At 70.8% G+C, this 18,558-nt stretch carries 20 protein-coding genes and 2 pseudogenes; 11 read left to right on the top strand and 11 right to left on the bottom strand.

What is annotated here, in order from left to right:
- Positions 1 to 44: 44 nt before the first annotated feature.
- Positions 45 to 338, bottom strand: a complete 294-nt coding sequence (locus ACFU3E_RS25065) for a hypothetical protein (protein ID WP_384162316.1) — start codon at positions 336 to 338, stop codon at positions 45 to 47.
- Positions 331 to 1,212, bottom strand: coding sequence for a mycothiol conjugate amidase Mca (mca, locus tag ACFU3E_RS25060; protein ID WP_384162313.1), 882 nt, complete (start codon positions 1,210 to 1,212; stop codon positions 331 to 333). The genes ACFU3E_RS25065 and mca overlap by 8 nt, the downstream gene beginning before the upstream one ends.
- Positions 1,213 to 1,359: 147 nt before the next feature.
- On the opposite strand from mca, the gene ACFU3E_RS25055 reads away from it, so the two are divergent.
- Positions 1,360 to 1,758, top strand: a complete 399-nt coding sequence (locus ACFU3E_RS25055; protein ID WP_384162310.1) for a DUF4307 domain-containing protein — start codon at positions 1,360 to 1,362, stop codon at positions 1,756 to 1,758.
- Between the two features lie 178 nt (positions 1,759 to 1,936).
- On the top strand, positions 1,937 to 2,434 hold the full coding sequence (gene greA, locus ACFU3E_RS25050) for a transcription elongation factor GreA (protein ID WP_384162307.1): 498 nt from the start codon (positions 1,937 to 1,939) through the stop codon (positions 2,432 to 2,434).
- 58 nt (positions 2,435 to 2,492) lie between these two features.
- On the opposite strand, the gene ACFU3E_RS25045 is transcribed toward greA, so the two are convergent.
- The 3 genes from ACFU3E_RS25045 to ilvA form a co-directional block, all read right to left on the bottom strand.
- Positions 2,493 to 3,350 carry an ABC transporter permease gene (locus ACFU3E_RS25045; protein WP_384162304.1) on the bottom strand — a complete coding sequence of 286 codons (858 nt, stop codon included), beginning with the start codon at positions 3,348 to 3,350 and terminating at the stop codon, positions 2,493 to 2,495.
- Complete coding sequence (locus tag ACFU3E_RS25040) at positions 3,347 to 4,324, bottom strand: ATP-binding cassette domain-containing protein (protein WP_384162301.1); 978 nt, start codon at positions 4,322 to 4,324, stop codon at positions 3,347 to 3,349. The genes ACFU3E_RS25045 and ACFU3E_RS25040 overlap by 4 nt, the downstream gene beginning before the upstream one ends.
- 150 nt (positions 4,325 to 4,474) lie before the next feature.
- A complete protein-coding gene (ilvA, locus tag ACFU3E_RS25035; RefSeq protein WP_384162298.1) occupies positions 4,475 to 5,704 on the bottom strand; it encodes a threonine ammonia-lyase in 1,230 nt (409 codons plus the stop codon).
- 163 nt (positions 5,705 to 5,867) lie between these two features.
- On the opposite strand from ilvA, the gene ACFU3E_RS25030 reads away from it, so the two are divergent.
- The 3 genes from ACFU3E_RS25030 (at position 5,868) to ACFU3E_RS25020 (ending at position 7,566) form a co-directional block, all read left to right on the top strand.
- Complete coding sequence (locus ACFU3E_RS25030) at positions 5,868 to 6,374, top strand: MarR family winged helix-turn-helix transcriptional regulator (protein WP_384162295.1); 507 nt, start codon at positions 5,868 to 5,870, stop codon at positions 6,372 to 6,374.
- A 414-nt stretch (positions 6,375 to 6,788) separates the two neighbouring features.
- Positions 6,789 to 7,292 (top strand): sigma factor-like helix-turn-helix DNA-binding protein, encoded by a 504-nt coding sequence (locus tag ACFU3E_RS25025; RefSeq protein WP_384162293.1) that lies wholly within the window; start codon positions 6,789 to 6,791, stop codon positions 7,290 to 7,292.
- Positions 7,293 to 7,317: 25 nt separating this feature from the next.
- The gene (locus tag ACFU3E_RS25020; protein ID WP_384162290.1) at positions 7,318 to 7,566 is read left to right on the top strand and encodes a hypothetical protein; all 249 of its coding nucleotides are present in this window, start codon (positions 7,318 to 7,320) and stop codon (positions 7,564 to 7,566) included.
- Positions 7,567 to 7,584: 18 nt separating this feature from the next.
- Here the strand turns inward: ACFU3E_RS25020 and ACFU3E_RS25015 are convergent, their stop codons facing one another.
- Positions 7,585 to 8,739, bottom strand: a complete 1,155-nt coding sequence (locus tag ACFU3E_RS25015) for a cystathionine gamma-synthase (RefSeq protein ID WP_384162287.1) — start codon at positions 8,737 to 8,739, stop codon at positions 7,585 to 7,587.
- Positions 8,740 to 8,857: 118 nt separating this feature from the next.
- On the opposite strand from ACFU3E_RS25015, the gene ACFU3E_RS25010 reads away from it, so the two are divergent.
- Positions 8,858 to 9,976, top strand: coding sequence for a hypothetical protein (locus ACFU3E_RS25010; protein ID WP_384162284.1), 1,119 nt, complete (start codon positions 8,858 to 8,860; stop codon positions 9,974 to 9,976).
- A gap of 30 nt (positions 9,977 to 10,006) precedes the next feature.
- Positions 10,007 to 10,186, top strand: a pseudogene (locus ACFU3E_RS25005) (winged helix-turn-helix transcriptional regulator); the annotation flags it as partial.
- 51 nt (positions 10,187 to 10,237) lie between these two features.
- On the opposite strand, the gene ACFU3E_RS25000 reads toward ACFU3E_RS25005, so the two are convergent.
- Entirely contained in the window at positions 10,238 to 10,612 is a 375-nt protein-coding gene (locus tag ACFU3E_RS25000) for a peptidase inhibitor family I36 protein (RefSeq protein ID WP_384162281.1), read from the bottom strand.
- Between the two features lie 450 nt (positions 10,613 to 11,062).
- On the opposite strand from ACFU3E_RS25000, the gene ACFU3E_RS24995 reads away from it, so the two are divergent.
- The 3 genes from ACFU3E_RS24995 to ACFU3E_RS24985 all read left to right on the top strand — a co-directional run bounded on the left by ACFU3E_RS24995 (position 11,063) and on the right by ACFU3E_RS24985 (position 14,465).
- Complete coding sequence (locus ACFU3E_RS24995; RefSeq protein WP_384162278.1) at positions 11,063 to 12,340, top strand: ATP-binding protein; 1,278 nt, start codon at positions 11,063 to 11,065, stop codon at positions 12,338 to 12,340.
- Between the two features lie 178 nt (positions 12,341 to 12,518).
- Positions 12,519 to 13,643: an AI-2E family transporter gene (locus ACFU3E_RS24990; protein ID WP_384162472.1), complete on the top strand. Its 1,125-nt coding sequence runs from the start codon at positions 12,519 to 12,521 to the stop codon at positions 13,641 to 13,643.
- Positions 13,644 to 13,769: 126 nt separating this feature from the next.
- Positions 13,770 to 14,465 (top strand): DUF4389 domain-containing protein, encoded by a 696-nt coding sequence (locus ACFU3E_RS24985; protein ID WP_384162275.1) that lies wholly within the window; start codon positions 13,770 to 13,772, stop codon positions 14,463 to 14,465.
- A gap of 74 nt (positions 14,466 to 14,539) precedes the next feature.
- On the opposite strand, the gene ACFU3E_RS24980 is transcribed toward ACFU3E_RS24985, so the two are convergent.
- The 3 genes from ACFU3E_RS24980 to ACFU3E_RS24970 form a co-directional block, all read right to left on the bottom strand.
- Positions 14,540 to 15,301, bottom strand: a complete 762-nt coding sequence (locus ACFU3E_RS24980) for an SDR family oxidoreductase (RefSeq protein WP_384162272.1) — start codon at positions 15,299 to 15,301, stop codon at positions 14,540 to 14,542.
- Between the two features lie 89 nt (positions 15,302 to 15,390).
- Positions 15,391 to 15,774, bottom strand: coding sequence for a VOC family protein (locus ACFU3E_RS24975; protein WP_384162269.1), 384 nt, complete (start codon positions 15,772 to 15,774; stop codon positions 15,391 to 15,393).
- Between the two features lie 147 nt (positions 15,775 to 15,921).
- A complete protein-coding gene (locus tag ACFU3E_RS24970; protein ID WP_384162266.1) occupies positions 15,922 to 16,962 on the bottom strand; it encodes an NAD(P)-dependent alcohol dehydrogenase in 1,041 nt (346 codons plus the stop codon).
- A 179-nt stretch (positions 16,963 to 17,141) separates the two neighbouring features.
- Between ACFU3E_RS24970 and ACFU3E_RS24965 the strand changes: the two genes are divergently transcribed.
- Positions 17,142 to 18,056, top strand: coding sequence for a helix-turn-helix transcriptional regulator (locus ACFU3E_RS24965; protein WP_384162263.1), 915 nt, complete (start codon positions 17,142 to 17,144; stop codon positions 18,054 to 18,056).
- Positions 18,057 to 18,152: 96 nt separating this feature from the next.
- Here the strand turns inward: ACFU3E_RS24965 and ACFU3E_RS24960 are convergent.
- A pseudogene (locus tag ACFU3E_RS24960) lies at positions 18,153 to 18,460 on the bottom strand (ABC transporter permease); the annotation flags it as partial.
- Positions 18,461 to 18,558 lie beyond the last annotated feature (98 nt).

The raw sequence follows: 18,558 nt of genomic DNA, 5'->3' as shown, positions 1-18,558 counted from the left end.
GTACCGGCCACCGACGGGTGGTGTCCCCTCGAGTGGGGGGGGGGTCAGCTGTGCTTCTTGCCGCCCTGGCCGGAGGGCTCCGTGTCCGCCGCTTCCGTCCGGGACGGCTCCGCCGGGGACTGCTCCGGCCGCTCGGCCTCCGGGTCCGGGACCTGGGTGAAGTCGACCCGGTTCATGTGCCGGTTCATGGACTTCATCAGGGCCCATACCGCCAGGGCCATCGCCGCGAAGACGATGAAGCCGAGGACGCCGGGGGTGACCTTGTCCTCGTCGACCTCCTTGGCGAAGGAGACGAGGTGCGTCATTGCCAGGCTTGCGCTTGCGCTCATGTCAGGCATTGTCGCGGATGCCCGCAAAGAGGTCGTCCTCGGGGAGGGAGGTATCGACGAGGGCCTTCGCCAGCTCGTACTCCTCCGTCGGCCAGACCTCCTTCTGGATCTCCATCGGGACCTTGAACCAGCCCCCGTCCGGGTCGATCTGCGTGGCGTGGGCGATCAGCGCCTTGTCGCGGATCTCGTAGAAGTCTGCGCACGGGATGTGCGTGGTCAGCGTGCGCTGCTTCATGCCGAACTCCTCCCAGCGCTTGAGCCAGTCCCCGTAGGGGGACTCCAGACCGCGGTCGAGCATCGCCTGGTGCAGGGCCTCGGTGCGCGGGCGGTTGAAGCCCTGGTTGTAGTAGAGCTTCCGCGGCTGGTAGGCAGGGCCATACTCCGCCTCCGGGTACTTCTCGGTGTCCGCCGCCCCCTCGAACGCCACCATCGAGATCTTGTGGGTCATGATGTGGTCGGGGTGCGGGTAGCCGCCGTTCTCGTCGTAGGTGGTGATCACCTGGGGACGGAAGGAGCGGATCTTCCGGACCAGCTCACCGGCCGCGTGGTCGACGTCCTCCAGCGCGAAGCAGCCGTCCGGCAGCGGCGGCAGCGGGTCGCCCTCGGGCAGTCCGGAGTCGACGAAGCCGAGCCACTCCTGCTTGACACCCAGAATCTCCCGGGCCTCGTCCATCTCCTTCTTGCGTACCTCGTGGATGTGCTCCTCGATGTACGCGTCGCCCCGCAGTTTCGGATTGAGGATGGAGCCGCGCTCCCCGCCCGTGCAGGTCACGACCAGCACGTCCACCCCCTCGGACACGTACTTCGCCATGGTCGCCGCGCCCTTGCTCGACTCGTCGTCGGGGTGTGCGTGAACGGCCATCAGTCGCAACTGGTCAGTCAAGACTCAATCCTCAGTAAGTCGGCGCCCTGTGTGCGTCGGCGCAATCAGCGGCTTCTATAGTGACCGAATCGGGGGGCGAATAATTCCGGGACCAGGTCCTGGGGCCCCTTCCGGGACCTTCGTCCCGGCCCTGCCAGGAGGACGATCATGAGTACGGCGAGCACGCGACTGCCCGAGGGCCGATACGGCCGTTCCTCGGACGAGCGCGCCGACCGCACCCTCAAGGTCGTGGGCGCCGTCCTCGCGGTGGCGCTGCTGGGGCTCGTCGGCTGGTTCGGCTACCACTACGTCGCCAAGAACGAGATCAGCGCCGAGGTGATCAGCTTCGAGCCGGGCAAGGAGTCCGTGCAGGTGCATCTGGAGGTCCACAAGGACGCCGGCACCGACGGCTACTGCACCGTGCGCTCGCAGGCCGAGAACGGGGCCGAGGTGGGCCGGGCCGACTTCCGCTTCGGCGGGGACGCCACCCGCATCGACAAGGTCGTCACGCTCCGCACGACCTCCCCGGGGACGACGGCCGAGCTGCTGGGCTGCCACGCAGGCTGACGGCAACAGGCGTCACCTGGAATACGTAGCGCCTGACCTGCATTGACGGGAATCTGGTGGCTTATGTCCTCCCCCTTGGGCCCCTGAATTGTTAGGCTCGTGGTTTCGCCCTTCCGTGAAGGAACATTCTTCTGGGTAGGGCGATGCTTTGTATTCCCAGTACCTACGAGGAGCACCTGTGACCCAGACCAGCGAGAACGTCACCTGGCTGACCCAGGAGGCGTACAACAAGCTCAAGGCTGAGCTTGAGTACCTTACTGGTCCCGCGCGTGCGGAGATCTCGGCGAAGATCGCCGCGGCGCGCGAGGAGGGCGACCTGCGTGAGAACGGCGGGTACCACGCGGCCAAGGAGGAGCAGGGCAAGCAGGAGCTCCGTGTGCGCCAGCTCACCCAGCTCCTCGAGAGCGCCAAGGTCGGAGAGGCGCCCGCGGCGGACGGCGCGGTGGCGCCCGGCATGGTCGTCACGATCGCGTTCGACGGTGACGAGGACGACACGCTGACGTTCCTGCTCGCCTCCCGCGAGTACGCGAGCTCCGACGTCGAGACGTACTCGCCGCAGTCCCCGCTGGGCACCGGCGTGATCGGCCACAAGGTCGGCGAGGACGCCGAGTACGAACTGCCGAACGGCAAGAAGGCCGCGGTGAAGATCCTCAAGGCCGAGCCGTACGAGGGCTGACCCGGCCACCCGAGAGCCCTGACGTGCCCCTGACGCCGCTGCGGCGCCGGGGGCATGGTCATGCCGTCGCCGAGCGGTACTTGCGTACGGCCAGCGTCCGGAACACCACCAGGATCAGGATCGAGTAGATCAGCGAGGCCCATACGGGGTGCTGCATGGGCCAGGCGTCCGACTGGGACTGGCCCGGGTTGGCGAAGAGCACGCGGCAGGCCTGGACCGTGGCACTGAAGGGGTTCCACTCGGCGATGTGGCGCAGCCAGGGGGTCATGTGGCTGGTGTCCACGAAGGCGTTCGAGATGAACGTGACCGGGAAGAGCCAGATCAGGCCGCTGGACGTGGCCGCCTCGGGGGTGCGGACGGACATGCCGATCAGGGCGCCGATCCAGGTGAACGCGTAGCCGAGCAGGAGCAGCAGACCGAAGGCCGCGAGGACCTTGGCGGCGTTGGTGCTGCCGTCCGACCCGACGCGCCAGCCGACCAGCAGGGCGACCACGGCGAGGACGACCAGGGTCAGGGCCGTCTGCACGGAGTCGGCGAGGGTGCGGCCGGTGAGCACCGCGCCGCGTGCCATGGGCAGGGAGCGGAAGCGGTCGATGAGGCCCTTGTGCATGTCGTCGGCGATGCCGGCGCCGGAGCTGGCGGTGGCGAACGTGACGGTCTGCGCGAAGATGCCCGCCATCAGGAAGTTCTTGTAGTCGGTGGCGCTGGTGCTGTTGCCGATCTGCATGGAGCCGCCGAAGACGTAGGTGAACAGCACCACGAACATGATGGGCTGGATCAGCCCGTAGATGATCATCTCGGGGATCCGGGACATGCGGATCAGGTTGCGCCGGGCGACGACCAGCGAGTCCCGGATCGACTGGCTGACCGGGTTCGCGCTGGGCGCGACCCGCACGGCGTCGGTGACGGCGCTCACTGGGCGGCCTCCTTGTCGTTCTCCACGTCCTTGGCCTCGGCCATGTGTCCCGTGAGGGACAGGAAGACGTCGTCGAGGGTCGGGCGGCGCAGGCCGATGTCGTCGATCTCGATGCCCCGGGTGTCCAGTTCGCGGATGACCTCGGCGAGGAGCTTGGCGCCGCCGGTCACGGGCGCGGTGAGCTTGCGCATGTGCTCCTCGACGGTGGTCTCGCCCTTGCCGAAGCCGGCGAGGACCTCGGCGGCGGCCTGGATGTGCTCGCGCTCGTGCACCACGACCTCGACGCGCTCGCCGCCGGTGCGGGCCTTGAGCTGGTCGGAGGTGCCCTGGGCGATGACCTTGCCGTGGTCGACCACCGCGATGTCGTGGGCCAGGTGGTCGGCCTCCTCCAGGTACTGCGTGGTCAGCAGCAGCGTCGTACCGCCGGAGACCAGGTGCTTGATGACCTCCCACAGCTGCTGGCGGTTGCGGGGGTCGAGGCCGGTCGTCGGCTCGTCCATGAACATCACGGGCGGCGAGACGACCAGGGCCGCCGCGAGGTCGAGGCGGCGGCGCATGCCGCCCGAGTAGGTCTTGGTGGGGCGGTCGGCGGCGTCCGCGAGGTGGAACTGCTCCAGCAGCTCGGCCGCGCGCTGCTTCGCCGCCTTCGCCCGCATCTGGTAGAGCCGGGCGACCATCTGGAGGTTCTCCCGGCCGGTCAGGTATTCGTCGACGGCCGCGAACTGGCCGGACAGGCCGATGGAGCGGCGGACCGCGTCGGGCTGCTTGAGCACGTCGATGCCCGCGACGACCGCCCGGCCGCTGTCGGGCCGCAGCAGGGTGGTCAGGCAGCGGACGGTGGTGGTCTTGCCCGCGCCGTTCGGCCCGAGCAGGCCGAGGACCGTGCCCTCGGGCACGTCGAGGTCGACGCCGTCCAAGGCCTTTACGTCACCGAAGGTCTTGACCAGACCTTCGGCGTAGATGGCGCCTGGCATATGAGTCTCCACGTCTTCGGGGATGACCGGACAGACGTCCGGTGAGCGTTCTCACCGACACACCATAACGCGATGTATCGCGTCTCACAATGAGTTTCTCCGCGTTGCGCTCCGTAGACGAAAGGATCTTCGACCGGCTCGGGAGCCGGGTCAGCCGATGACCGTGTAGCCCGCCTCCCGCAGCGCCTGACCCACCTCGGAGCAGTGTGCCGGGCCCTTCGTCTCCAAGTGCAGCTCGACCTCCGCCTCCGTGAGCCCGAGCCGCGGGTCGGTTCGCACATGGCTCACATCGAGGACGTTAGCGTCGACCACTGACAACACACCCAGAAGTGTTGCCAGCGCGCCCGGCCGGTCCGTCAGCCGCAGCCGGACGGCCAGGTAGCGGCCCTGCGCGGCCATGCCGTGCCGCAGCACCCGCTCCATCAGCACCGGGTCGACGTTGCCGCCGGACAGCACCGCGACGACCGGGCCCTCGAATGCGCCGGGCTCGCTCAGCAGCGCCGCGACCGGGCTCGCCCCGGCCGGTTCCACGACCAGCTTGGCCCGCTCCAGGCACAGCAGCAGCGCGGCGGACAGCTCGTCCTCGCTGACCGTGCGCACCTCGTCGACCAGCTCGCCGACGATGCCGAACGGCACGTCGCCCGGCCGCCCGACCTTGATGCCGTCGGCCATCGTCGCCGGGTTCTCGACCGACACCGGCCGGCCCGCCGCCAGCGAGGGCGGGTAGGCCGCCGCGCCCGCCGCCTGCACGCCCACGACCCGCACGTCCGGCCGCAGGGACTTCACCGCCACCGCGATCCCGGCGGCCAGCCCGCCCCCGCCGATGCCGACGAGGATCGTGCGCGCCTCGGGGCACTGCTCCAGGATCTCCAGGCCCACCGTGCCCTGGCCCGCGATGATGTCGGGGTGGTCGAAGGGGTGGATGAACACCGCGCCCGTCTCGGCCGCGTACTCCTGCGCGGCGGCCAGCGTCTCGTCGACCACCTGGCCGTGCAGCCGCACCTCGGCCCCGTAGTCGCCGGTGGCGCTGACCTTGGGCAGCGGGGCGCCCTTCGGCATGAACACGGTGGAGCGCACGCCGAGCAGGGCGGACGCGAGGGCGACGCCCTGCGCGTGGTTGCCGGCGCTCGCGGCGACGACACCCGCGGCGCGCTCCTCGGGCAGCAGACCGGCGATCCGGACATAGGCGCCGCGCAGCTTGAACGAGCCCGTCCGCTGGAGGTTCTCGCACTTGAGGTGGACCGGCGCACCGACCATCTGGGACAGGTGCCTGCTGCCCTCCATCGCGGTCACCCGCGCCACCCCCGAGAGCATCTTCTGCGCTCCGCGCACGTCGTCGAGGGTGACGGGCCGAAAGGAGTCAGCCGTGCTGTAGCTCATGACCTCAGCATCGCAGTTCACAGGCGGGAACGACCGTTGTGACCAACCTACGAGACCCGCTTTGCACAGCGCCGGTACGGCCTGCCTTCCGGCCGCGTACCCTGTCCCCCAATCTGCCAGCCCTCCACGAAGTGAGCCCCCGGCGATGCCCACAACACCTGAAATGTCGATGGACATGACGACCGTCGGTGACACCGGTCTTCTCGACACGCTGCAGCACGAGGTGGCGTTGTTCGCCCGCCGTGCCGAACAGACCCGGCTCGGCGGAGTCGGGCAGGTGCGCAACTCCATGGACCGCGCCGCGTACCTGCTGCTCAACCGCCTCGACAAGGAAGGCCCGATGGGCGTCAAGGCGCTCGCCGCGAGTATGGGGATCGACTCGTCGACGGTCACCCGGCAGGTGGCTCCGCTCGTCGACACCGGCCTGGTCAAGCGCACCTCGCACCCCGAGGACGGGCGCGCGGTGGTGCTGCAGTTGTCCCCGCGCGGGCAGGCCCGCCTGGAGGAAGTGCGCTCCTCCCGGCGCCAGTTGATGGCCGAGCTGACCCACGACTGGGAGCCCGAGGAGCGCGAGGCGTTCTGCGACCTCCTCACGCGCTTCAACACCGCGCTGTCCTCACGGATGGCGGCGCAGGGCGTGCCGGGGCCGGAGGCACAGCCGGCGACCTGAACGCCCGCACGGCGAGGACGCTCCGGTACGACGCGGGATCCCGACGCGACCGTACGCGCGTGGGGCACGGAGGCGGACGCCGACACCGCCGCCCGTTACCCGCTGCCGCGCGGTGACGCACGGAGCCGGCTGCCTCCCACGCCGTCGGCGCCGTACGGCCCCGCACGCGCGCGTGAGACCGGAGCGGCGGAACGCCACCACCACGTCGGCGGGGGCGGACTCACGACCCGCCCGTGACGGCCTGCGGGGGATGCCGCCGCCCGGCGATGCCCGGCCCCGCACGCGCGTGTGGCGCGGCGGCAAGCCGTGCGCGGCTCTTGACCTCGGGGCCGTCCCTGGCCTGATATGAGACCGGGCCCTCGCCGTACGCGGCCGGGCCCGCATCCTCAGGGTCGCCGTCAGGCGGGAGGCGCGGTGCTGGAGCGGCATGCGTCCCGGGCAACCCGTCGCGCCCGGGAGTTCGAGGCGTTCGTCGCGGGCGCGGCCGGGCGGCTGCTGCACGCCGCCACACTGCTCACCGCGGAATCCCCCGACGACAACCCGCGTGCGCGGCGCCTGCTGACGCTGTCGCTGGCCCACACGTACGCGTGCTGGGACCGGCTGCACGGCGAGGATCCGTACGACCGCACCCGCCAGTACCTGGCCGCCCGCTTCGCGCGCGGCGCGTGGCACCAGCACGGCGCACTCGGCCGCTCCCGGCCGCATCCCGCCAGCCCCACGGCCCCGCTGACCCCGCAGGAACGGCTGATCCTGGTGCTCAGACTCCACGAGGGCGTGGCCGAGGAGCAGACGGCGGCCCTGCTCGGCCTGTCCCCGGAGCGCGTACGGGCGATCTGCCACCGGGCCGTGTCGACCCTGCTGCACCGGCCGCGGGGGCCGGCGCCCGCGGTGACGGCCAGGAAGGCGGTGCCGTCATGAGCCCGGCAGGCGAGCGGAGAGCGCCATGAGCGGCAGCGACCGCGAGGCGGCCGTACGGCGGCTCCTGGAGCAGGCGCCGCGGCCCGTGCCCCCTGAGATCCACACGGAGGCGGTGCGCCGCGGCGGCCGCATGCTCCGGCGCAGGGCGCTCGCCCGCCGCCTCATGTGGCTGCTGCTGTGCGCGGCGGCCCTGGCGTTCACGGTGTGGGCGCTGACGGCCCGCCCGTGGGTGGAGCCGCCGTCCGACACGACTCCACCCCTCACCGGCTGGTGACCCCGCGCGGGGGCCTCTCTAGCCGAGCGCCTGCTGAAGGTCCTCCAGCAGGTCCTCGGCGTTCTCGATGCCCACGGACAGGCGCACCAGGTCGCCGGGGACCTCCAGGGCCGAGCCGGCCACGGAGGCGTGCGTCATACGGCCGGGGTGCTCGATCAGCGACTCGACGCCGCCCAGGGACTCGCCCAGCGTGAAGATCCTGGCGCGGTTGCAGACCTCGACGGCCGCTTCCTCGCCGCCCTCGACGCGGAAGGACACCATGCCGCCGAACGACTTCATCTGCTTGGCGGCGACCTCGTGACCGGGGTGCTCGGGCAGGCCCGGGTACAGCACGCTCGTCACGCGCGCGTGCCGGGTGAGCATCTCGGCGACCTTGACGGCGTTCTCGCTGTGCCGGTCCATGCGCACGGAGAGGGTCTTGGTGCCGCGCAGCACCAGCCAGGAGTCGAAGGGCCCGGCGACCGCGCCCATCGCGTTCTGGTGGAAGGCCAGCTCCTCGCCCAGACCGGCGTCACCGGTGATCAGGGCGCCGCCGACGACGTCGGAGTGGCCGCCCATGTACTTGGTCAGCGAGTGCACGACGACGTCCGCGCCCAGCGCCAGCGGCTGCTGGAGGTAGGGCGTGGCGAAGGTGTTGTCGACGACGAGGCGGGCGCCCGCGTCCCGGGCGACCTGGGCGACGGCGGCGATGTCGGTGATGCCGAGGAGCGGATTGGAGGGGGTCTCCACCCAGACGACCTTGGTCTTCGGGGTGAGGGCGGCCCGCACGGCGGCCGGATCGCTCGTGTCGGCGACCGACCACTCCACGCCCCAGCGTGCGACGACCTTGGCGAACAGGCGGAACGTGCCGCCGTACGCGTCGTTCGGGATGACCACGTGGTCGCCGGGGCCGAGCAGCGTACGCAGCAGGCAGTCCTCGGCCGCCAGCCCGGACGCGAACGCGAGACCGCGGCGGCCGCCCTCCAGGGCGGCGAGGTTCTCCTCCAGCGCGGTCCTGGTGGGATTGGCGCTGCGGCTGTACTCGTAGCCGCCGCGCAGCCCGCCGACGCCGTCCTGCTTGTAGGTCGAGACCTGGTAGATCGGCGGGACGACCGCGCCCGTCAAGGGGTCGGCGGTGTTGCCCGCGTGAATCGCGAGCGTCTCGAAGTGCTGACTGGTGTGCCTGTCGCTCATGGGCACCGAGGGTAGTGCGCCGACGCGAAGAGTGCCGGGGGACGAGTCGAAGCGGGGTTTTCCACAGGTTCCGGGGGCAGGTTGGCCAATTGTCGGCACCGTCTGGTTCGCTTGTCGCATGGAGATTCTCTGGGTCCTGATCGCGCTGGTCATGCTGGGCTTCGTGCTGCTCCCCTTCCTGCGGCGCGGGCGCGGCGCGATAGGGCTGGTCTCGGCCGACCACCCGGACGCCGCGGACCCGGCGAACTACGGCTTCGTCCTGGAGGAGGAGCTCGACATCCGCATGCCCGGCCCCGACCAGGACCTGCTGGACGTCCTGGACGTGGTGCAGCGCACGCAGGACTACCGTGCCGCACAGCAGCTCCTGGCGGGCACCGAGACGGAGGGCGAGCGGCGCTGGCAGCGCGTGCAGGCCTTCGCGGGCGCGGCCTCGCTGGAGCTCTCGCGGCGGCCCGGCGGGGCGAGCGAGGCTCCGGGCGGACAGTGGTTGCGCGTGTGGCGGGCCGAGGCGCCCAAGGACGCGGGCGGCGCGGCGGTGCACGCCGAGTTCCTGGTGCAGCAGGCCTGGCGGACGGCGACGCCCGGGACGGAGGAGTTCCGGATCATCATGGAGGAGGCGCGGGCGGCGTGCGGCGAGGCGGCGCTGCTCGCCCCCGGTGACCCGATCCCGTACATCGTCGAGCTGTCCGTGGCCCGCGGCCTCGGCTGCTCCCAGAAGGACTTCGAGCAGATCTGGCTGAAGATCCTGGACCGCGCCCCGGCCCACATGGGGGCGCACCTGGCCGCGCTGCACTTCTGGTGCGAGAAGTGGCACGGCTCCCGTGCGGAGGCCTACTCCTTCGCCGAGGCCGCGGCGGCCCGGGCACCGCAGGGCTCCCTCCTCTCGGCGATGCCGCTCTTCGCGGTGTTCGAGCACCTCCCCGAGGTGACCCTCGTCGCCGGCTTCTGGCAGAGCGAGGTCGTCACGAAGGCGGTGCACGGCGCGCTGCACGCGGTGCACTCGGCCCGCCCCGACGACCCGATGCTGGCGCACGTGCGGCACATGCTGGTGTTCTTCCTGGTCCGCGGCGAGCGCTGGTCGGAGGCCATGAACCAGCTGATACACATCGACGGCCACGTGGGCGCCCTGCCCTGGACCCTGTCCGCCGACCCGGCGGCGGAGTTCGCGGTGTACCGGGCGCTGGCGGTGGCGGGTTACGAGGCGAACGGCGGCAGCCCGGCGAGCCTGCCGCACTGAGGCGCGGCCTCAGGCCTGGGCGGGATGCGCGGCCCGGCCGGCCCGGGCAGACTGCGTGACCACATCGGCGGCATCAGCCCCAAAGTCCTCACCGGGACGCTGCGGCGCCTGGAATTCAACGGCTTGGTGAAGCGGGACGCTCGTAGCGAGGCGCCGCCCCGCGTCGAGTACGAACTCGCCGACCCGGGCCGGACGTTGCTCGGGCCGGTTGGATGTGACGACACGTCCGCTCGGCGCGGGGAGGCGGGATGGTGCAACTGATCAGCATTCACCACGCCAGGTGAGACTCTTCAGCTCCACTCCCGTCGGAAAGGAGAGCTTGTACTCGCCGGGTCCCGGGTTGTAGTGCAGGCACCTGTCCCAGGTGCGGCCCTCGAAGACCCAGGTGGCCTGGATGTGATCGGAACCGGGGCTGGGAAAGCCGTTGTTCATGATGAAGCCCACCCTCAGCGACCCGGACCAGTTGCCTTCCGTCTTCAGGATCGTCGGACCGTGGTAGCCGGAGGAACTCCAGGCGCAGACATTTCCCGTGGGGCAGTCCGGAGGACTGGGCTCGGCGGAAGCGCTCGGCGCGATGGTCATGACGCCGAGGACGGCGGCAGAGGCAGCAAGGGCTGCGGAACTCCGCTTGAACATGTTGGTCTCCCAGAGATACGACGCAGGAACAGGGTCCGACTCCAGGCGCAGTGGCGGACAGGGGCCCTCGGAGTCAGCGCCTCGAATGTAGGCCGCACCAGAGACTTCGCGTCCCTGACAGATGTCTGGGTGCGGCATTCGCGGGTGACGCTGATCGGGGGCTCGTCGGTGGGCAGGCCGAGGTGCTCGTGCAAGCCGGGGCGCGGAACACTTCTCTGGGTGCTCGTTGGACGTGCTCACGATGCGCTGGTTCCGAACGCCTGTTTTGCGCGCGTGTCGGCCTGGGTGGAGCCGGCGGAAGGGACCGGGGACGCAGGTCACCGTCGGATCGTCGCCCGGCGCACTCGGGCCCGCCCGACGATCGGGGTCTGCTTCCGGATCCGGCCTCGGTTGGTCACGGGACGCCCGCGGCGGAACAATGGGACTCCCGCGCCGTGTGAGGTGGTGGCGATGCCCGCTTGGCATCTGCGTGACTATCACGACGACGATCTCGACCAGGCCATCGAGATCTGGGACCAGAGCCGCCGGGCCGACGAGGACCGGGTGTTCGCGATCTCCGAGGTCATGACGGCGGCCAAGGCCGGACAGACGGCCGTCGTCGCAGTGGTCGGCGACGAACTCGTCGGCGTGGCCATCGCGCAGGCACAGGGCAAGCGGGCGTGGATCCTCCTGGTGGCGCTCGCATCCCGCTGGCGCGAGCGGGGGGTCGGGAGTGCTCTCCTCGCCGATCTCGAACGGCGGCTGCGGGCACTGGACGTGAGTCACATCAGCGCGCTGCTGCCCGCCGGCGCCGCGGGGACGAAGGCTTTGGAGAACTCCGGTTACCTGTTCCGCGACGATCTCACCTACTACGAGAAGGTCGAATCCCCTGGAGCCGCCAACACGGAGGTCCTCGCGGCACTGGGCGGCCGCATGCTGCCCGACGGTCTGTGGAACGCCATGGCCGGCAGGGAGGGGGAGAAGCAGGTCGTCGACCGCCGTGTCGTGCTCCCGTTGGCCGAGCCGTCACTGGCGGACCGGTACGGCGTCACCCCGCCCAAGGCGATCATCCTGTTCGGCCCGCCGGGTACGGGGAAGACCAGTTTCGCCAAAGCGGTCGCCTCGCGGCTCGGCTGGCCGTTCGTGGAACTCTTCCCCTCCCGGCTCGCGGCCGACACGAGCGAGGGCCTGGCCGCGGCCCTGCGGGAGACCTTCGCGGACCTGGCAGAACTCGACTCGGTGCTGCTCTTCATCGACGAAGTCGAGGAGATCGCCGGCGCGCGCTCCGGGAAGGCCGTCGATCCCGGTCACGGAGTGACCAATGAGCTGCTCAAACTCATCCCCGTCTTCCGCGAGCACGACGCGCGGCTGCTGGTCTGTGCCACCAACTCGATCCGCTCTCTCGACGCGGCGTTCCTGCGGCCGGGCCGGTTCGACTACGTCATCCCCATAGGCCCACCGGACGCCTCCGCGCGCGCGGCGATCTGGACCCGCTATCTCACGACCTCCGCCGCGTCGGTGGACATCGACCAGCTCGTCCAGGCCAGCGACCTGTTCACTCCGGCCGACATCGAGTTCGCGGCCCGCAAGGGGGCACAGGCGGCGTTCGAGCGCGAAGTCACCCTTCGCCAGGGTCGACCGGCGGCGACCGAGGACTACATGACAGCCATCGCCGACACCCGGCCGACGCTCACCGCACAGGCGATCGAAGAGTTCGCGGAAGACATAGACAAGTACAGCCGGCTCTGAGAAGCCCACGCGCTGTCCGCCTCACCAGCACGCCGACGGCATCGACGAAGTGCTTCACCTGAATGCGGTTGGTGGCGTTTGCGGCCCCGCGGTCACCGGCCACACCCATCTCGCGCCCCGTGCCGGACGGCTCGCACCATGGCAATAGGGTGCTCCCGTGACTGCCCCCTTGAGTTCCATGAAATCCCGCGCCGCGCTCCGGATATCGGCGCGCTTCTCCGCGGAGTTGTTGCTGGTGCTGGCCATGCTCACGGTGGCTCTGTGGCTTCTGGGGCGCATGTGGCCGATCGTGTGGCCGCTCGTGGTCGGGCTGCTGCTGACCACGCTGACCTGGCCGGTGGCCCGGTTCCTGCGCCGGCGCGGGTGGCCGCCCGCGCTGGCCGCGTCGGTCGTGACCGTGTCGTTCCTGGTGATCGCCGCGGGTGTGGTGGCGCTGATCGCCGTGCCGGTGGCGTCCCAGGCGGGGGAGCTGACCGACGGAGTCGTGGAGGGGATCCAGCGGCTGCGCGAGTGGGCCTCCGGGCCGCCGCTGAACATCGGCGACGCGCAGATCAACCAGGCCTTCGACAGCGCGGTCTCCCGCGCCCAGGAGGGTGTCGGCAGCATGGTGGGCGCTGTCGTCACGGGGGTGAGCACCGTGGTGAACGGCGTCGTCACCGCCGTCCTCGCGCTCTTCCTGATGTTCTTCTTCCTCAAGGACGGCCCGCGGTTCCTGCCGTGGCTGTCCCGTCAGCTGCCCGGCCGGCTCGCCACCGACATCCCGGCCGTGTTCGACCGCAGCTGGGCCACCCTGGGCTCCTTCGTGCGGTCCCAGGCGGCGGTCGGTCTGCTCGACGCCGTCCTGATCGGCCTGGGCCTGTGGATCCTGGGCGTCCCGCTGGTGCTCCCGCTGGCGGTGCTGACCTTCGTCTCGGCGTTCGTGCCGATCATCGGCGCCCTGTTCGCCGGCTTCGTCGCGGTACTGATCGCGCTCGTCTCCAACGGCCTGACGGACGCGCTGCTCGTGCTGGCCATCATCGTCGTGGTGCAGCAGCTCGAGGGCAACGTCTTCCAGCCCATGATCCAGAGCCGCGGGCTCGGCCTGCACGCGGCCGTGGTGCTGCTCGCGGTGACCCTGGGCGGCAGCCTGGCCGGCATCGTGGGCAGCCTGCTCGCCGTGCCCGTCGCCGCGCTGATCGCGGTGGTCTGGAACTACGTGCGCGAGCAGCTCGTCGATCCCGCGGGTGAGTCGGCGACCGATGAACCGGCGGCCGATGAACCGGGGACCGGCGAACCGGGCCCAGGAGCCGCCGCCACCTCGTAGCGGTCCCGTCGTAGCGGTCCGTCGTAGCGGGGCCGCAGGGGCATCCGGCCCGACGCTCGAACGGCCCCGCCCGGGTCGCGGGGGCTCTCCTCGCTTGCGAGTCTGCAGGCGAGAGGAGAGCCGCCCATGATTCCTGTCGCCGCGTCACCCGTGCGTCTGGAGGCGTCCGTCGATCCCCGCCTGTCCCGGTGGATGTGGCTGGTGAAATGGCTACTCGCCATCCCTCACTACATCGTGCTGGTGTTCCTGTGGATCGCGTTCGTCGTCGTGACCGTGATCGCCTTCTTCGCCATCCTGTTCACCGCCCGCTACCCACGGCCCCTCTTCGACTTCAGCGTCGGCGTGCTGCGCTGGAACTGGCGGGTCAGCTACTACGCGCACACCGCGCTCGGCACCGACCGGTACCCGCCGTTCACCCTCGCCGACGTGCCCGACTACCCGGCGCGCTTCGACGTCGCCTATCCCGAGCGGCTGTCCCGCGGGCTGGTCCTGGTGAAGTGGTGGCTGCTGGCGATCCCGCAGTACATCGTCGTCGCGATGTTCACCGGCGGCGGCTGGGGCGGTGAGGACGGCTGGCGGAACGGCGGGCTGATGCCCTTCCTCTCCCTGGTCGCCGTGGTCATCCTGCTCTTCACCGCCCGCTACCCGCGGCATCTCTTCGACTTCCTGATCGGCCTCGCCCGCTGGGCGGCCCGGGTGGCGGCCTACGCCGCGCTGCTGACCGACCAGTACCCGCCGTTCCGGCTCGACATGGGCGGGCAGGAGCCCCAGCCCGCGGCACCACCGGCGTCACCACCGGCATCCCCGCTGACCAAGACCTGACCCGGCTGAAGGGCCCAGGACGGGCCGGACGCCGGGCCGGACGCCGGGCCGGGCCGGACGCCGGGCCGAGGCTCCTAGCCCAGCCTCTCCCCCAGGAACTCCTCCCAGGTCCGCTTCCCCGCCTCCGCCCCGTCCAGCGTCAGGTTCGCCCCCGCCCGGTACGCCCGCCCCGCCTTCCCGGGGATGCGCACCGGCAGCGCAGGACGGCGCCTGCCGGTCAGGCGGAGGTATGGGCGGGCCAGGGCGGCGAGGTCGTAGAGGTGCGGCCCGGTCAGGTCCGGGACCAGGCCGGACGGGGCGCCGAGGGTCAGTTCCGCGAGGCGGGCGGCGACCTCACGCGGATCCACCGGCTGGAGCCGCAGCCCCCCGGGGACCGGGAGGACCGGCAGTTTCGCCATCTTCTCGACCAGGGTCAGCGCGAGGTCGTGGAACTGGGCCGCGCGCAGGGTCGTCCACGGGATGCCCGAGCCGGCGACGGCCCGCTCCGACTCCAGCTTCGTGCGCATCCAGGCCAGCGGCACCCGGTCCGCGCCGATGACCGAGATGTGGACCAGGTGCCGTACGCCGGCCCGGGACGCCGCGCGTGCCAGGGCGCGGGTCGCCTCGTCGTCGCCCTTGGGGCCGCCCGCCAGGTGCAGCACGGTCCGGGTGCCGTCGACGGCGGCCTCGACCCCCTCGCCCTTCAGCAGGTCGCCGGTGACGTACTCGACGCCGTCGGCGGCGGGGCGGGCGTGCCGGGTGAGGATCCGCACGTCGTGGCCGGAGGCGCGCAGCAGCGGGACCACGTGGGTGCCGAGGGTGCCCGTGCCGCCGGTGACCAGGATCGGTGTTGTCATGACTGCTCCCCAGCTCTTCATCGTGTGGTCGCCTTCGCCGGTATGACGGGCTGCGGCGCGACGATGTGACGAGCGGGGGTGCGGGAGTTTCAGCCGCCGCTGCCGTAGGGCCTCGTGATGATCTCCAGGCGGTGGCCGTCGGGGTCGTCGAAGTAGGCTCCGCGGCCGCCGTCGTTGTGGTTGATCTCGCCGGGGCGGCTGTGGAACGGGTCCGCCCAGTACGTCAGGCCGGCCTCCTGGATGCGGCCGAAGATCTCGTCGAACTCGTCCTCCGAGACGAGGAAGGCGTAGTGCTGCGGCGTGATGTCGCCGGGAATGTCCATGAAGTCGAGCGTCACGCCGTTGGGGATCTCGACCGGGAGGAACGGGCCGTAGGGCGGACTCACGTCGAGCCCCAGGAGATCGGCCAGGAACCGGGCCGAGGCGCGCTTGTCGTGGGCGACGACGATGGTGTGGTTCAGCTGCACGGTCATGGTGGGCCTCCCCTGACGTACCTGGCGAACCCCTTGGTGCACTCCCCCATGTGTACCCCGCCTGGACCCCGTCGTGCATCACGAACGCCCTGAGGGGCCCCGGCGCACGGCCGGGGCCCCTCAGGGCCGCTGCACAGAGGCCCGGTGTCAGATCGTCGCCGTGTCGATCACGAACCGGTAGCGCACGTCGCTGGCCTGGACCCGCTCGTACGCCTCGTTGATCTGGTCACCGCGGATCAGCTCGATCTCGGCGCCGAGGCCGTGCTCGGCGCAGAAGTCCAGCATCTCCTGGGTCTCCGCGATGCCGCCGATCATGGAACCGGCGAGGGTCTTGCCGCCGCCGATCACCGAGAAGAGGTTGAGGGAGATCGGTTCCTCGGGGGCGCCGACGTTCGCCAGCGTGCCCTCGGGCTTCAGCAGCGACAGGTAGGCGTTGAAGTCCAGCGGAGCGGACACCGTGGACACGATCAGGTCGAACGTGCCGGCCAGCTCCTCGAAGGTCTTCGGGTCGCTGGTGGCGTAGTAGTGGTCCGCGCCCAGCCGCAGGCCGTCCTCCTGCTTGCGCAGGGACTGCGACAGCACGGTCACCTCGGCGCCGAGCGCGTGGGCGATCTTCACGCCCATGTGGCCGAGGCCGCCCAGGCCGACGATCGCGACCTTCTGGCCGGGGCCGGCGCCGAAGCGCCGCAGCGGGGAGTAGAGGGTGATGCCGGCGCACAGCAGCGGCGCGGCGACATCGAGCGACAGGCCGTCGGGGATGCGGACGACGAAGTTCTCGTCGACGACGACGTTCTGCGCGTAGCCGCCGTGGGTGGGCTCGCCGTCCTTGCCGATGCCGTTGTACGTCGGGACGTTGCCCTTCACGCAGTACTGCTCCCGGCCGGCCCTGCAGTTCTCGCACTCGCGGCAGGAGTCGACCATGCAGCCGACTCCCACACGGTCGCCGACCGCGAACCTCGTGACGCCCGAGCCGACCGCGGAGACGACACCGGCTATCTCGTGGCCGGGGACCATCGGGAAGATCGCCTCGCCCCAGCCCTCCTGGACCTGGTGGATGTCCGAGTGGCAGATGCCGGCGAACTTGATGTCGATCAGGACGTCGAACTCGCCGACCTCGCGGCGCTCGACGGTGGTGCGCTCCAGCGGAGCCTTGGGAGCGGGAGCGGCGTACGCAGCAACAGTGGTCATGCCGGGGGTTCTCCTAGCGGGGTTGTGTGCCCGGCTGCCTTCTGGATCTTCTGACCGGGCACGATCACCAGCGTGCCCGATCCGCCGGTGCTCACCCAGACCACGGTTTTGCGTACGCACACGGTGCGTACCACTGGCGGGGTCAGGCTCGTGTGCGTACGACCGTGAATACTGGAGGCATGGACGAACAGCCCGAACCCGCACAGACGGCCGGTGGCGGCCTGGACCGGCGCGCCGAGCTCAGCGAGTTCCTGCGCACCCGGCGGGCCCGGCTGAAGCCGCAGGACGTGGGTCTGCCCGATTTCGGGCGGCGCCGGGTGCCCGGGCTGCGCCGCGAGGAGCTCGCGCAGCTGGCCGGGGTGTCCGTGGCGTACTACACGCGGCTGGAGCAGGGCAACGGCCACAACGTCTCCGCGGAGGTGCTGGACGCCATCGCGCGCGCCCTGCGGCTGAGCGACGCCGAGCACGCGCACCTGACGCATCTGGCGAAGCCGAAGCAGCACAAGAAGAAGCCGGTGGCGCGCAACCAGCAGGTGCGGCCGGCGCTGCGGCATCTGCTGGACTCGATCGACAGCGTCCCCGCGTACGTCGTCGGGCGCCGCTCCGACGTCCTGGCCTGGAACCGGATGGCCGCGGCCCTCTTCGGCGACTGGGCGGAACTGCCGGCGCCGGAGCGGAACTGGGCGCGGCTGGTGTTCCTGCGGCCCGAGTACCGCGAGCTGTTCGTGGAGTGGGACCAGAAGGCCAAGGACATGGTCGGCTATCTGCGCATGGACGCGGGCTGCCACCCGGACGACCCGCAGCTGTCCGCCCTGGTGGGCGAGCTGTCCGTGAAGAGCGAGGAGTTCCGCCGCCTCTGGGCCGCCCACGACGTCAAGGAGAAGAGCTACGGCGTCAAGCGCATGCGCCACCCCCTGGTCGGCGACCTGACCCTGTCCTTCGAGACGTTCCGCCTGGTCGACGACGGCGAGCAGTCCCTGATCACGTTCCACGCGGAACCGGACACCCCGTCGGCCGAGGCTCTGCGCCTGCTGGCGAGCTGGGGGGCGGACGCGACCCGCTCGGGCACCAGGACTTCGACCCCGTCGGAGTGAGAGCCGCCGGCGCCTCGGACGCCCCCGGGCCGGTGATCACCACTGTCACTGCGGCAGTCCTGCGAGAACCCTGCTGACGCGGCGGGCCCGCCGGACCAGCGTCTGGAAGCCCTGCACCATGACGCGGTCGCTGCTCTGCTCACCGCCCGAGCCGTCGTCCTGGGCGTCGAAGCGGAAGCGCGGCCGCTCGGAGCTGCTCCCGGCCGGTGCCACGGCCTTGGTGACGGTCATGTCCGTGCCCAGTCCGTACAGCGACTGGAGGACCTTGTCCTCGCCCTGCCCATGCCGGCGTACACGGACGTGACGACGATGACCAGCGCGATACCCAGCGCGAGTCCGGAGGCGACGAGGAGGGCCGCCTTTCTGCGGCGGCGCAACTCGCGCCTCAGACAGGTGAAGAACATGGCCGCAAGCTGGGGACGGTCGGTGATGAGGACTTGAGCCGCGCATAAGAGATGGATGAGAAGAGACCGAAAGGCCGCCGCCCACCCCTCGTCCGGGG

Source organism: Streptomyces sp. NPDC057424 (assembly GCF_042803315.1).
GTDB lineage: Bacteria > Actinomycetota > Actinomycetes > Streptomycetales > Streptomycetaceae > Streptomyces.
Note: the sequence above shows the minus strand (reverse complement) of the source record. Positions and strands in the feature narration are given on the sequence as shown.